The organism is Kitasatospora sp. NPDC001261, from assembly GCF_042896795.1.
In the GTDB taxonomy this organism is placed as follows: Bacteria; Actinomycetota; Actinomycetes; order Streptomycetales; family Streptomycetaceae; genus Kitasatospora.
Genome location: NZ_JBIAXP010000057.1, coordinates 1 through 14,328, shown reverse-complemented (window position 1 = coordinate 14,328; position 14,328 = coordinate 1). Strand labels below are relative to the sequence as shown.

The following is a 14,328-nucleotide window of genomic DNA, read 5'->3' as shown; positions in this document are numbered from 1 at the left end:
GCCCCCGGGCCCGGGGGGGGGGGCCCGCGCCCCGGGGGGGGGGGGCGGCCGGGGGGGCCCCCCCCCCCCCCCGGCAGTCTGGGCCGAACGGCCCTCGGAGGCAGTCCGGCCGGGCCCGGCCGTCGGCGGGTCCGGACTGTTTTCACCCCGAGACGTTCTGTCTGGGAACCGGGGAGCGCATCTAGTTCTTCCAGTCGTCGGGGAGAGTGGGGAAGTGGCTGCTGATGAGTCTGGGTTCGTCCCAGTCGGTGACCCACACTTGGTCGCCCTTGATGAATCCGATCTCCCCGCTCTTGTAGGTGCCGAAGCCGAAATCGGGGAGTTCCCAGCCTGTGGGAAGGTTCTTGTAGCGGTCCTTCAGCAGGGTCCTGTTGCCCTTTCCGCGGTCGGTGATGTGGACCTCGCCCTTCATGAGGAATCCCGCCTCACCGCTGGGGTAGATCCACGCGCTGTTGATCCCCCCGTGCTTCCAGTCTTCGGGCGGGGTGGGGAAGTGGCTGCTGATGAGTCTGGGTACGTCCCAATCGGTCACCCACACCTTTTCACTCTTGATGAATCCGATCTCCCCGCTGTTGTAGGTGCCGAAGCCGAAGTCGGGATCGTCCCAGCCCGCGGGAAGGTTCGTGTATCGCTTCCCCAGCTTCGTCACGTTCGCATTTCCGCGGTCGGTGATATGGACCTCGCCGGCCCTCAGGAAGCCTGCCTCGCCACTTCCTTTGTAGATCCAGGCACTTCTGATTCCCGCCATCTTTCCTGTCCTTTCGTCGACACCAACAGGCCCCTGGCCTCGGCTGTGCGTGCGGCGACAACTCCACCGCATCGACAGCAACTATGGACGCCCACCTCCAAAGGGGGGGGCTGTGGACGAACTTGTTTACGTACAACGGGTGTACGCATGACCTCGAACGGCCCTCGGGTCGGCGGTGCTCGACGCCGCCGACGACCCGGTCCCGCCGCTGCTGCCGTCCGGGTTCCGCGGCCGTCCGTCCTCCCGGGGAGCGCCGGTCGGATCGCCCCCGGCTTCCGATACCCACGCACCCCCGACCCGCGCACGGTCGCAGGGCGACCCACCCGACCGACGGCGGGCGGATCCGTAATCGCGCGATTACGATCGTGCACGACTTGACCTTTCTGAGGAGTGCACCGCCGTGGCCTCGACTTCGTCCCTGTTCACCCACGCGACCAACTTCTCCAGCGCGGTGTCCGGCGGCGTGGACCCCCGCACAGGGTTGTTCAGCGTCCGGATCTCGCTGGGCCATCTCGTCGGCAACCGCGCCCTCGGCCCGTCGCTGCCGCTGACACTGTCGTACTCGCCGTTGACCAGCACGGACATGGGGCTCGGGCAGGGAATGTCGCTCGGGCTGACCACCTACGACGCGGACGAGCGGCTGCTGGTTCTGTCGACCGGGGAGCAGTACCGGGTCGAGGAGACCGACACGAAGGTCGTCCTGCTGCAGCACAAACTCGAAACGGTACACATCGCCCGGGAGCAGGACGAGAGCCGCTACCAGATCGTCCACAAGTCCGGAGACGTCGAGGTCCTGACAGGGCCTCGGAACGCCTACGGCCTCAAGGTGCCCACCAGCCTGCTGACGCCCACCGGCCACCGCCTGGAACTGCAGTGGGACTTCACCACCGGTCCACAGCCGAGGCTCGCCGAGGTCACGGACGAGCACGACACCCTCCTGACCGTGACCTACAGCGGTCAGTCGAAGACCACCCTGCGTGTCCTGCCCGGGCAGAAGGAGGGCTACGACGTCGACCTGCGGTTCCGTAACGGTCTCCTCGGGACCGTGCACCACTTCGGGCTCGGGACGGACAAGCCGCTGGTGTGGGACTTCGCCCACACCCCGGTCGGGGAGCAGGGGGCGTGGGGGTCCTGGATCACCGGCGTGACGATGCCGGGCGGGATGGTCGAGACGGTCTGGTACGAGGACGACGGGCACGCCTTCCCCTCGACCGCGGGCCTGCCGGCGCTTCCCCGCGTGTACCGGTTCGTCCAGACGCCGGGCGGCGGACAGCCCCCGATCGAGTCCTCGTACGCCTACACCGACACGAACTTCCTCGGCGGCCACTCCGACGTGGACTGGGACAGCAGCCGGGACTGCCTGTACGACGTCCTGACGGAGTACACGTACGGCTCCACGGAGTCGCGGACCTGCGCGGGCCAGACCACCCGGGTCACCCGGACGTACAACAAGTACCACCTGGAGACCGCCGAGAGGCAGCAGCAGAACCACTGCGCGCGGACCGTGGAAACCCAGTACTACGCGGTGACCGGCAAGCCGTTCGAGGACCAGCCGGCGCAGTTCCAGCTCCCGAGGAAAAAAACCGTGACGTGGACGGACTCCCAGTCCACCGGCCCGGCCAAGACCTACCAGGAGGTCACCGCAACCGCCTTCGACACGTTCGGCAACCCGTCGAGCCAGGACGACCCCGACGGCACACACACAGTGTGGGAGTACTACCCGGTGGGCGGCAGCGGCGACGACTGCCCGCCCGAGCCCAACGGGTTCACCCGCCTGCTCAGGAGCGTCACCCGCACACCCCCGCACACCGACTTCGACGCACCCGTCCACACGACCGTCTACCGCTACGGCGCGCACCAGAAGACCCCCGACCCACGGGTGCCCACCGCCGTCCTGAAGTCCGAGGAACAGCAGCAGGCTGGCGGCCGGGTCCTGCGCAAGCAGGTCCTCGCCTACAACACCTCCGAGAGCGCGGAGTTCGGCCGCCCTGTCCGCCTGGCCACCACCGAGTACCCCGACGGCGGCGGCGAGGGGTTCGAGTCGGTGGACACGACCAGCTGCTCGGTCGACGGCGACACCCTCGTCCAGGTCCACGAGGTGACGACCCACGACCACCTGACCGTGACGCGCTCGCAGACCCACTCCCGCTTCACCGGACGCCTGCGGTCGGCCACCGACGCCCAGGGCAACGTCGAGACTGCGGAGTACGACAAGCTGGGCCGCCTGCTCACCTACACCGTGAACCCGGACACCGCGTACAAGGCCGTCGAGACCCGCGCCTACGAGAGCGGCACCACCGCGCCGTTCGTCGCGACGGCCACCGACGCACTCGGCAACCAGGTCCGCGAGAGCTTCGACGGCGCCGGCCGCCTGATCAAACGTGAACGTCAGGACATCGACGACGCCAAGGGCGACTGCGCGGCCCGCGGCACCGGCACCTGGTACACCACCTGGACCCGCAGCTACGACGAACAGGGCCGCACCGCGTCCACCACGGTCCACGACCACACCCGCGGCGAGAGCGCCACCGAGCTCAAGCTCACCAGCACCTACGCCTACGACGACTGGGGACAGCACTCGACCACGGTCCTCAACGACGGCTCGGGCACACTCACCCTGCACGACCCGGTCAACCGCACCACCACCGAGCAACTCCTCGCCGACCGCAAGCCACTGCCCGCCAAGACCGTCACCACCTACGACGAGCGCGGTCTGCCGACGAGCACCGTCCGCCTCGACCGGGACGGCAAAACCTGCGGCCGCCGCGAGTACCAGCACGACGGACTGGGACGGCTGCGCACCGAGACCGACGTCCTCGGCTCCACCAAGGACCTGCGCCACACCACCAGGTACGACTACGACGCCCACGACCGCGTGAAGCTCACCACCCTGCCGGACACCACCCAGGTCTCGCGCACCTACGCGCCGTTCGCGGCCCAGCCGCTGGTCACGGAACTCACGGTCGGCACGGCCTCCTACGGCACGCAGGACTTCGACGGGCTGGGCCGGCTGACACGCAGCACCTCGGGCGGGCGCACATGGTCCGCCACCTACGCGAAGGACAGCGACCCCGTGCCGGCCACCTCCACCGGGCCGGACGGGAAGAAGCGCACCTACCAGTACATCCCGCAGCTCGCCAACGCCCTCACCCAGGTGGAAGCACGCCCAACAGACAACGGCCCGGTCACGATCACCCAGAAGTACACCCGTCACCCGGTCACGGCAGCCGTGCTCAAGGCCGAGGAAGGCGCCGTGACCCTCACCCGCGGCTACTACCCCTCGGGCAGGCCGTGCACCGCCACCACCCACCTCACCGGCCACCCCGACGCCACCACGCACACGACCTACACGGTCAACGGCCTCGAACAGACCCACACCGGCGTCGACAACACCGTCCGGCAGAGCACCTGGGACACCTTCGGCCGCCTCCTCACCGTCATCGACCCCGCCGCACAGGCGACACTGCGCTACGACACCGCCGGCCGGGTCGTCGGCTGGACCACCCAGGACCAGGCCAAGAACACCCTGACGACGGACCTGGTCCTGGACGACTTCGGCCGCGAGGTGACCCGCACCCTCACCGACGGCAAGGGCACCACGTGGACGCTCACCCAGCAGTGGCAGCCCAACGACCTCCTCAGCCGGCGCACCCTCAAGAACGGCACCACCGTGCTGCGCGAGGAGACCTTCGCCTACAGCAGCCGCAACCAGCTCACCGCGTACACCTGCACCGGCAGCACTCCCCCGCAGGACCAGCAGGGCCGCGCCATCACGGGGCAGAGCTTCACCTACGACGCCTGGGGCAACGTCACCACGTGCAAGACCGGCTTCACCGACGGCAAGGGCAGCGACACCGCGACCTACCGCTACGGCAATGCGGCCGACCCGTGCCAGCTGACCGGCATCGACCACGACAACCCCAAGTCCTCCGTCGCCCTGGCCTACGACAAGGCTGGCCGCCTCACCAGCGAAGACACCGACGGCACCGCCCGCACCTTGTCCTACGACGACCTCGGACGCCTCACCGCGGCCGGCACGGCCGCCGCCTACGGCTACGACCCGGGCAACCGGCTCCTCACCCAGACCGGCGCCGGCCACACCAGCGTCTTCTCCTACCACCGCCAGGCCCTCGCCTCGATCACCGACGGCGACCAGCACACCCGCCTGATCCGCCTCGCCGGCACCTGCGTCGCCCAGCACCGCGAAGGCACCCAGACCTCGACCCGCCTGTTGGGCACCGACGGCAAGCAGACCGTCCTGCTGGCCGCCGAGAAGGGCCAGGAGGCCGAGGAGTACGCCTACACGCCCTACGGCGACCGCCGCCCGGCCGCGGCAGCCAGCGTGCTGGGCCACGACGGCGAACGCACCGACTCCGCCACCGGCTGGTACCACCTCGGCAACGGCTACCGCGCCTACAGCCCCGTCCTGATGCGGTTCACCGCCCCCGACAGCCTCAGCCCCTTCGGCGCCGGCGGCATCAACCCCTACGCCTACTGCCTCGGCGACCCGATCAACCGCACCGACCCCACCGGCCACCTCAGCTGGCGCACCTGGCTCAACGTCGGCATCGCCGCCCTGGGAGTGGGCCTGGCAGTCTTCACCGGCGGCCTCTCGATCGCCGCGGCGGCCGGCATCTGGGCCACCGCCGCCGCCGTCACCGTCACCACCCTCAGCGTTGTCTCGGCTACCACCGCGGTCTTCAGCGCCGCCGAAGCAGAGAGGCACCCCCGGACCGCCGCCGTCCTCGGTTGGGTGTCCCTCGGCACCGGCCTCGCCTCGCTTGGCGCAGAACTCGTCGCCGGTTCCGCCGCCGTACGGGGCCTGTCCCGACTCGCCACGCGGAGCGGACCGTACGCGATGTCGGCGGAAGAGACGGCCGCGTTCAAACAGGGCGGAGCCGCCTACCGGCGGTACCTCAACTCGCTCCCGGAACACGAGTTCGGCGGAAAAGGGAAAGGACACGTCTCAAAAGGCACCGGCCGGCGAGGCGCCCCCGGAAGACTGGAGAACGCCGACCCCCAAGGCGCGGTCGGAGGCGAACCGGCCCAGGGCAATGCCGGCGCTCAGGTTCAGCCGACCAGCAAGCGCTGGACGTTCGACGATCAACGAATTAGCCGAATTAGAGACAGGCGCCAGCTCACTGATCCCGCGCAAGAGAAGTTCGACAGCTTCGCGAGCAAGATCCGGGATGAGGGACTCCACCCGAAGACAGCAGCGGAGTCGGTCGGAGACACGAACTACAAAAACTTGCAGGGCAATCAGTTCCAGATCCGCCTGGACGGGAGCGCGCGCGCCACATTCTGGGTCTGGGACAAGGAGAGAAGGGTCGAGATGATCGACCTCGGCGGCCATACGTAACCGGTCCTGAGCAGTCGTCCCGGGCCCTTGCGGTACCGCCCGAGACCAGGACAACCGGGGTTGGTGCCCGCACCCACTGCTCGCCCAGGCGGACACGGTGGCGCTTGGCTCGACCGAACTGCCGGTCGCCGTCGTTGACCTGCGGGATGAGCCGGGGCGCTTCATCCGGGTTGTCGCCGCGGAGCTTTGGGGGATCGAGAACAACCTGTCGATCGCGAACATGGAATACAACGAGTTCGCCGGAGCCGTCGACGAGGACGGGGTGTTCAGAGGCTTCTGAGACAGGCCGCTCAGCAGGCCAAGATCACCGCTTGCCTGAACTGGCCTGATGCCCCGTCCTGAGACCAGCGCACGTACCATGCCGAAGGCGGCGGCGCTCGCCGCCGTGGCTCTGCTCCTCGCCGCGGCTGCGGCCTGCGATCCCGGCAGGTCCGGCGCGGCCTCCTCCCCAACGCCGGCCACCTTCATCGAGTCGGAGACTTCGGCCGCGCCGCCCGCACCAGCACGGTGACCACCGAGCCGACTCCGTCTGCGGCAGCCGCCATGCCGAGCAGACGCGGCGGAGTCGAGCTCGGTGGTGCGCTCGCGGAACTGGTCGAGGAGGCCAATCGACAGAATTCGTTGACCTGCGGCTTCGCCAAGCTGGCAGCAAGGTTCTTCCCGCGTGCCTGAAGATCACTTCCCACGAGATCTCCAGGGGCGGCGTGCGTTCCGGCGTCGGCGGTTGTCCCCGCACGGGCTGGCAATACGGAAACAACACACAGGGCACGAGCCCCTCGCCTCCGCCGAGGAGGAACGAGCTTCGAGGCGATCGCCCGGCCGTCGGCAGCTGGTTCGGCTGCCGTCCTCCCGGGCACGGGAAAGGCCCTGACCTCGCTGCGGGCCAAGGCGGTGAAGGTGTCGGCCGCACCGCCTTGCCCGGCGTGACGGCTGCCGACGGCGTGACGGAAGGTCCCTCCAATGGGGCAATCAGGCGCGCCGCTCGGAGTACTCCCGGGCCACCCTGAGGCAAGAAGCCAACAGGCTACGGGCCTTGGTCGCTAGGGGTTCCCCGATCAGCACGGACACCACCCTGGGAGCAGCCATGAACGCATCTTCCGCCACCCGTTCCGTCATGACTCGTTCCGCGCGTCATCGCAGGCCGTGGCGCACACGCACAGCTCTCGCCATCACCGCGGCACTGGCCTGCGTCCCGGCTGTCACCGTCCCCGCGCATGCCTTCGGCCCCGGCACACACACCAAGATCACCGAGAGTGCGTTGGGGGGCTTCCAGAAGAAGTCACTCGAAGCGATGGCAGCGGGCGATCTCGGCGACGACGAGTGGGGCGCCATCCGCGGCAGTGACAAAGGCGACTACTACCCCAAGCAGACCCGCTACCACTGCGACGACGCGGACTACCTCAAGGTGAGCGGCTACCCGCGCAGCAGGCAACAGGCCACCGACGAACTCCTCGCCTGCATCCAGACCTCCGTCGAGGAGTTCCACAAAGCAGTGGTCGCCGCCGGCGAACTCGTCGACTCCAAGGGCCACATCAACACCAAAGAGGTTGGCCTCGACCATCGGTGCAAGTACAACGATTCCCCCGGCCGCGCCAAGTGCACAGTCTTCGAGCACCTCGGACGCGCCTGGCACGCCATCGAAGACTTCTACTCCCACAGCAACTGGACCGACCAGAAAGTCCCCGAGAAGGACATCAGCGTGACGAACCCGCCCGGGCTGCAGAAGACGACGCCCGCGCCCTTCTTCACCCTGCGCGCCTACAGCAACCAATCCACGGCCACATGGGAGGCAGAGGCCCGCAAGGAAATCGGCAAGGTCCCGGACGTGGCCACCGGCTGCGCCGGCGGCGAGTACGAGCACGGCTCGAAGGACCTCAACAACTGCAACCGCCGCATCAACCACTACGACGACGCCGACGGCAAGGGCGGCCTCAGCAAGGAGGGCTCGCGGGCCAAGATCGACCACAACGGCGATAACGCCGAGAAGGTGGCGACCGAGGACATCAAGCGCCAGTGGCAAGACTTCCAGGACGAACTCCTCGCCAGGTACTCCAACGGGCACGGCAAGAAGATGATCTGCACCCTCACCCACGACGCGCCCACCGATGCCACCTGCAAGTGAACCTCCCCGAGGCGGGTCCGTACGAGCTGCGCCTGCCGGCTGCCGACCGGGCTCGCCGGTGACCGGACCCCCAGGCGACACAGCGCCGACCCCTGACCCGCTCCCCGCCCCCGGCGTATCCGGACAGCAATGCGGCCGGTGTCATCACCACCGTCACCGGAGCGGGGGACCCGGACGCGGACCCCGCCCTACGGTGGCGGCGGAGCGGCAGTGGCGGCGTCGCTGGCTTCACCCGGGCGCGTCGTGCGTACCGGGGGCGGGCTGCTGATCTGCGACTTCGCGCACTGCGGGTACGGAAGGTCGACGAGGCTGGCGTCATCACCACCGTCGCTGGCACGGAGAACAAGAAGGCCGGTGACGGCACGCCGCTGGACACGTACATCGGGGAGCCCGCCGGGATCGCAGAAGGCGCCGCCGGCAGCATCTACATCACGGCATACAATCTCGCCGCTGACTATCTGCTGTGGAAGGTCTCCCCGGACGGCGGGACGATCACCAGGATCGCGGGAGGAGGAAGCTCTGCCGACGACGGCGTGCCGGCCATCGAGGCCGACCTGGACGGTGCCGCCGTCGTGGCGGTTGATGCCTCGGGTGTCGTCTACCTCACCTCGTCGTTCGGGCACCGTGTCCGCAGGATCGGTGCGGACGGGAGGATCACCACCGTGGCGGGCACCGGCGGCTCGACTCCCCCACGGGGCTGGCCGTCGACAGTGCGGGAGCCCTGTACATCGGCGACAACGGGAACCAGCGGGTGCGGAAGGTGACCGCCGATGGAACCATCTTCACCCTGGCCGGCGGCGGAACCGCGGGCTTCTTCGGCGACGGCGGGCCCGCCACCTCGGCTTGGCTCCACTATCCCTGTGGTGTCGGGCTGGACCCGAGCGGCAACCTGTACATCGCCGACTACTTGAACCATCGGGTGCGGATGGTGGCCGAGGCGACCGGGGTACGGCCTGCGTCGCCCGAGGACGTGGACCTGTATGCCGGAGGGCGTCTTCCCGACGGCCGCGCAACAGCAGGGGTGCCCTTCGACCTGGGCGTCCGGGTGAGGAACCGGGGCCCGGCGACGGTCAAGGGCGAGCAGGTGAGCGTGACGCTGACCCTGTCGCAGGGGCTGGTCGGTGACGGCGGATGCATCCAGCACACCTGCACCCGCACCTTCCCCGGCATGGAACTGCGTCCCGACGTCGACAGCCTGGACCGCACCTTCAAGGTCCACGCCCCCAACACCACCGAGCCCGGCACCTACACCGCCACGGCCGCCGTCACCTACGCACACGAGACCAAGCCGTCCGACAACACCGTGGAACTGCCGGTCACCATCGTCAAAGCCGAACCAGAGGCCCAGGACGAGAGCGCCCTAACCATCACCCAGACCGTGGCGGCCGGCGCCGCGCCCGGCAAGGGCACCGCGATCCAGCTCCAGCTGAGCGCGTCCCCCACCGTGCGGGTCAACCCGGGGGTGATCACCCAAACGTTCAAGGCACCCACGGGCTTCGTCTTCACCAATGCGCCCATCTGGGCCTACCCCGGCGGGAACACCGGGCACCTGGACCACACGATCGAGAACCAGGGCAGGACGCTCGTCGCCAAGGGCAACCCCCACGTGAACACCGCTACCAGCGACCGGAGTCCTCCGACCTACACCCTGCCGATGCGCGCCGAGGCCACCGCCTCCCCGGCACCCGGACCGACGGCTCCGCCACCATCGGCGAGCACACCCCCGTCACCCTGTCCGGCGCCGTCACCGGAACCCCCGTCCACACGGTGACGGCCATCAGCTCCACCGTCGGCGACAACTTCGAGGCCAAGGCGAGCACCGACTTCGACCAGATTCCCACTGTCAAGGCCCGCGACCAGGGCGGCAGCAACGTCACGGGCGCCCGCATCCACTTCGCCATCGCCCCCGCGAACACCGGCTCCGTCTTCGCCGGCGACACCCTGACTCACGACACCACCACCGACGGCGACGCCATCGCTTCCAGCCCCACAGTCAAGGCCGGGCCCACCCCCGGGGAGTTCACCATCACCGTCACCACCCCCGACGGCCCGGGCAAGGCCACCTTCCTCCTCACCGTCACCCCCGTCTAGACGCGGAGCGGGCGGAACCAAGCGCTCAGTGCCCTGGGCCTGCTGCCGCCGGCCCGCACGTACGGCCGACGGCCCGGAGAGCCGGCATCTTCGGCCGCGGGCCACGACCGCCTGACACACCGCGGCCGCGGCCCGCTCTCTCGTGCTGCCCCTGTCGTCCCGCCCGCTGCAGCGTTCCTGCCCGGTGGACACCGCTCGGTTCCGGCATTCACCAAGGCGACCGGCACTGCCCGGACCGGAACCGGCGGCCGTGTGGGGAGGCCGCAGCAAGACCGGGCCCGGGTGCCCGGCGGCCTCGGTCCGTGCGTCGAACCGGAGCGGTTGCGATGTCAGGTTCCGGGGCCGGCTGGGGCGGGTCCGTGTCCGGCGCCGGACGGCACGCGGCTGTGGATCCTGTCGTTCTGGAAGATCCGGTGGCTGGTGGCGTTGTGGGCGAGCGCGAAGGCGAGGACGAAAACCTTCTGGCGGTCGAGGCCGTAGGAGATCATCCGCTGGTTCCACAGGCTCTGGTCGAACTGGTTGTGGACGGATTCGGAGTCGGCGCGCCAGGGGTAGAGGTGCTGGTGGGCGAGGGTGGGTTCGGGGATCTGCTGGAGGTGTTCGGCGCGGTGGAAGCCACGCTCGGTGTCGCTCCTGGCGCGGCGGCCGGTGACGGTGTCGCGCACGGCGCGGTCGGCGGGTGTGGTGGTGATGGCGACGGGGACGCGGTGGGGGTGGTTGCCGCGCCGGCAGGGGATGTCCAACAGGTGGTACCAGCGGCTCCTGGTACGTCCTGGTCGGTGTTCGAGGCGGGTGACGGGGACCGGGCGCAGGACGCTGGTGCCGTCGTCCAGGAGAAGGCGCTCCGCGATGCGCCCCTGGTCGCACCACAGGTCGTGGCGACAGGCTCCGAACCGCAGGAGTTCGTAGGCCATCGGGCGAACTGAGCCGTGCTGTTTGTTGATGGCGAGCAGGCCGGCGCGGGCGAGGGTGTCGCGGTGGACACCGCGCAGGGCTCCGTCGTAGACGACGCCCATGCATCCGGGCAGGCGGGTGGCGAGGGTGGTGAAGGAGCGGACGGCGACGGCGGCTTCGTCCTCGTAGGCGCCGCCGGCCACGTGGGCGTAGGTGAGGATGACGCGGCGCCAGTAGCCGTCGTCTCGGCCGGAGGCGAAGAACCACTTGGTGCCGCGGGCCGGACGGGGGCGGGTCTCGCCGTTCTCGTAGTACAGACGCGCGGCCGGGTCCACACGGTGACGCAGAAGGCGGCCGGTGGCGGGGTCGAGGGTGGTGGGGTGCTCGGCCTTGGAGGGGGCTTTGGGGACGGTGGCGTCGCCGACGATGAGCTGGCGGCGCTGGGGGCGGGCCCACGTGCGCACGGCAGTCGGCGGGAAGAGGCCCTGGGCGAGGGCCTGGCGGACGGCGTGGTGCTCGAAGACGTCGGTGAGGAGGTCGGTGGCGGGGGCGAGGAGGTGGTGTTCGGCGTAGAGGTACTGGCCGCGGCTGGGCGCGGTGTCGGGCAGGCGGGCGGCGGCGAGGCGCCCTGCGTGTCTGCGGACGGCGGTATGCAGGCGGCGCCAGAGCAGGTCGCTTGAGAGGTGGGCGGCGGCGGAGCGTTTGGAGCCGGTGACGGGCATGAGGGAGGCGAGCAGGAGGTAGACGAGCGGCGGGTACTGGGGCGGGCAGCCGACCTGGTGCGGGGCGGGGAGGTGTTCGGCGAGCTCGTAGATCATGGGGTAGTCGAGGCAGTCCTCGATGCGCTGGAGGCGGGTGCGCTGGTCGCGGTCGGTGAGCTGGCGTTTGCGGGCGGGGCGCTGCTCGGGCGGTAGGGGGTCGCCGAAGATGTCGTCAGGCACCGCTTGCCTCCTCCCGGTCGGTGGGGTCGGGGCGCCAGGTGAGGTGGATGACGGTGGCGGCGCGGTCCAGGGAGCGCAGGCCCAGGCAGCGGGCGGCGTCCTCGATGCGGCCCGAGGCTTCGAATGCCTCGACGGCGGCGCGGGTGGTGATGGAGGCGGGTTTGACGTCCGCCTCGCCGACGAGGCCGGTGCGGTGCAGGAGGTCGGTGAGGGCGACGCAGGCGCGCGGCGGGGACGGCGGCGGGCCGTAGCTGGCGGGCGGCGACGAAGCGGGCGCGGGTGGTGAGGACGGCCAGGGCCCAGTCGTCGAGGGGGCACCAGCGGGGGTCGGTCTTGGTGGAGCCGTGCATCCACACGCGCCGACCTGCCGGGTCGAGGTCGCGGATGCGGGTGTGGCCGATCTCGCCGCTGTGGCCGCCGGCCAGGGCGAGGGCGACGGCGGCGATCTCGGTGAGCGGGCGGGCGGTGGTGCGGGTGCGGGTGGGCAGGTGGATGTCGCGGGCGGGGTCCTGGTCGATGAGGCCGAGGTCGCGCAGGGTGCGCCAGGCGGATCGCAGGACGGAGCGGCGCAGGCTCCAGGTGGCGGTGGGGGGTGACGTGCCCGTGGCAGCTGCGGCCCGGGGCGGTGACGAAGTCCTCGGCGAGCTGCGGGGTGACGTCGTCGAGTCGGAGGGCGCCGCGCAGGTGGATGTAGCGCTCGAAGCGGTCGAGGAGGAGGGCGAACTTGTCGAGCGACGATGGTCCTTCCTGTGGGCGGGAACAGCACGACCGGGGCCGGTGCGGGCGTAGCTCGCCTGCGCGCCGCGGTGTCGGCCGCGATGTGCGGGGGTGAGGCGCCGGCGTGGCGGGCGGCCTCACGGGTGTTCCATACATTCGACACAGTGGGCATGGGGGATCTCCGGGGTAACAGGAGCGGGGTAGACCGGTGAGCGGCGCTGGCAGGCGAGCGGGAATGGCGTGCGGCAAGGTACGGTCGGCCGTTCCGCCCGGCAGGGGTGAATGCAGCGGAGTGCTGTTGGCGGGTGAATCGCACGCCACCGCGGTTGACGGACGCACAAGCGGACCGAGGCGTGTGGGTTCGCGCCTGGGCTCGGCGGCCCGGGCGCGAGCGACGTGATGCCCGGTCAGGTCCTGGGGGGTCTGGCGGCGCGCGGCAGGGCGGGGTAGAAGGCCCGGAAGGCCGTCATGAGGGCGACGAGGCGGTCGTCGGGCAGGGCGTAGAAGTCCTCGACGGAGCCGGCCATCAGCACGTCGAGGACCACTTGCGGACCCGGGGCCGGTGCCGGCCCCGGGTCAGGTGGGGCACGGTCGGCGGGCGGGCCCAGGTCTGCGGGGGCAGACGGCGGGGCGGAGGCCGTGCCGCTGTCGCGGGTACCGGGACCCTCTTCCTTCGCCCCAGCAGCAGTACCCCCGTGCCGGTCGGGTCGGTCCCCGTGGAGGGAGACGGGGCGCCGACGAAGCAATCACCGGCAAGGCGCGGAGGGACGGATCGCCAGCCCGAATGAGCCCGCCAACGTCTCCCTTTCTGTGATGCTGCCGCACTGGCGGCTCTATACGTGAATTGCGAGAGCACCTGTCGCTCGACGCTCCGGCCAGTTGACGAGGGTCGCGCAGTGTCAGCCTCCCTACTCAGGGACAGAACGGCCAGCACAGAGTCCGCTCCGGTCGAGAAGCGCGGTCACCGGAATGAACTTCCGAGCTGACGCATAATCAGGGAAGTCAGCAAGAGGTCAGCATCGGGATGAGTACACCCTGCTGCACACGCGAACACATGAGAGCACTTATCTTCCATGTTGAGGTACCAAGGGGCGTCCGGAGGTCGCTTCTTGGCCTTCCTGCGCAGTCGGATCAAGATCGTCTCGTGTTTGCCGCACAGCGTCCCTGGTAGCAGATCAGCAAGCCATTTCTGCAGGTCAGCACAGTCGCACCCAAGGCTTCAACCGAGTCTGCCGTGCTGCTGGTGCACACCTGGGCAGCCGCTCAATCGTGCACCTCGCCCGTACCCGACCTACTTCCCCCGGCCCCTCCCTCGCCTGTACGATCTGCCTACCGGATCGGCCGAGATAGTTCGCCCAGTTCTACCTCGACTGCCTCTCCCAGGCCTCGTACCTGATCGCCGACGAGCGCACCGGCCAGGCCGTGATCGTCGACCCCCGCCGGGATGTCGACGAGT

Annotated in this window: 10 protein-coding genes and 1 pseudogene; 8 read left to right on the top strand and 3 right to left on the bottom strand. The window is 69.8% G+C overall.

The window, feature by feature from the left end; all coding sequences use genetic code 11:
- Positions 1-181: 181 nt before the first annotated feature.
- On the bottom strand, positions 182-748 hold the full coding sequence (locus tag ACFY4B_RS42195; protein WP_387977067.1) for a hypothetical protein: 567 nt from the start codon (positions 746-748) through the stop codon (positions 182-184).
- A 400-nt stretch (positions 749-1,148) separates the two neighbouring features.
- On the opposite strand from ACFY4B_RS42195, the gene ACFY4B_RS42190 reads away from it, so the two are divergent.
- The 6 genes and pseudogenes from ACFY4B_RS42190 to ACFY4B_RS42165 all read left to right on the top strand — a co-directional run bounded on the left by ACFY4B_RS42190 (position 1,149) and on the right by ACFY4B_RS42165 (position 10,320).
- Positions 1,149-6,107: an RHS repeat-associated core domain-containing protein gene (locus ACFY4B_RS42190; protein WP_387977064.1), complete on the top strand. Its 4,959-nt coding sequence runs from the start codon at positions 1,149-1,151 to the stop codon at positions 6,105-6,107.
- 76 nt (positions 6,108-6,183) lie between these two features.
- Complete coding sequence (locus ACFY4B_RS42185; protein ID WP_387977070.1) at positions 6,184-6,387, top strand: DUF6924 domain-containing protein; 204 nt, start codon at positions 6,184-6,186, stop codon at positions 6,385-6,387.
- A gap of 804 nt (positions 6,388-7,191) precedes the next feature.
- Positions 7,192-8,229 (top strand): hypothetical protein, encoded by a 1,038-nt coding sequence (locus ACFY4B_RS42180; protein WP_387977061.1) that lies wholly within the window; start codon positions 7,192-7,194, stop codon positions 8,227-8,229.
- A gap of 691 nt (positions 8,230-8,920) precedes the next feature.
- Positions 8,921-8,977: pseudogene (locus tag ACFY4B_RS42175) on the top strand (hypothetical protein); the annotation flags it as partial.
- 12 nt (positions 8,978-8,989) lie between these two features.
- Positions 8,990-10,000 (top strand): hypothetical protein, encoded by a 1,011-nt coding sequence (locus tag ACFY4B_RS42170; protein ID WP_387977058.1) that lies wholly within the window; start codon positions 8,990-8,992, stop codon positions 9,998-10,000.
- Complete coding sequence (locus ACFY4B_RS42165) at positions 9,997-10,320, top strand: hypothetical protein (protein WP_387977056.1); 324 nt, start codon at positions 9,997-9,999, stop codon at positions 10,318-10,320. The genes ACFY4B_RS42170 and ACFY4B_RS42165 overlap by 4 nt, the downstream gene beginning before the upstream one ends.
- 329 nt (positions 10,321-10,649) lie before the next feature.
- On the opposite strand, the gene ACFY4B_RS42160 is transcribed toward ACFY4B_RS42165, so the two are convergent.
- A complete protein-coding gene (locus ACFY4B_RS42160; RefSeq protein ID WP_387977053.1) occupies positions 10,650-12,155 on the bottom strand; it encodes a hypothetical protein in 1,506 nt (501 codons plus the stop codon).
- 392 nt (positions 12,156-12,547) lie between these two features.
- Here ACFY4B_RS42160 and ACFY4B_RS42155 point away from each other — a divergent pair, with 392 nt between their 5' ends.
- Together ACFY4B_RS42155 and ACFY4B_RS42150 are read left to right on the top strand one after the other, a co-directional pair.
- Positions 12,548-12,751: a hypothetical protein gene (locus ACFY4B_RS42155; protein ID WP_387977050.1), complete on the top strand. Its 204-nt coding sequence runs from the start codon at positions 12,548-12,550 to the stop codon at positions 12,749-12,751.
- A gap of 7 nt (positions 12,752-12,758) precedes the next feature.
- Positions 12,759-12,944 carry a hypothetical protein gene (locus tag ACFY4B_RS42150; RefSeq protein WP_387977047.1) on the top strand — a complete coding sequence of 62 codons (186 nt, stop codon included), beginning with the start codon at positions 12,759-12,761 and terminating at the stop codon, positions 12,942-12,944.
- A 335-nt stretch (positions 12,945-13,279) separates the two neighbouring features.
- On the opposite strand, the gene ACFY4B_RS42145 is transcribed toward ACFY4B_RS42150, so the two are convergent.
- The gene (locus tag ACFY4B_RS42145; protein WP_387977045.1) at positions 13,280-13,417 is read right to left on the bottom strand and encodes a hypothetical protein; all 138 of its coding nucleotides are present in this window, start codon (positions 13,415-13,417) and stop codon (positions 13,280-13,282) included.
- Positions 13,418-14,328 lie beyond the last annotated feature (911 nt).

Excerpts from the sequence above, each read along its gene's own strand:
- ACFY4B_RS42195 (WP_387977067.1), bottom strand. The coding sequence starts at position 748 with ATGGCGGGAATCAGAAGTGCCTGGATCTACAAAGGAAGTGGCGAGGCA.
- ACFY4B_RS42180 (WP_387977061.1), top strand. The coding sequence starts at position 7,192 with ATGAACGCATCTTCCGCCACCCGTTCCGTCATGACTCGTTCCGCGCGT.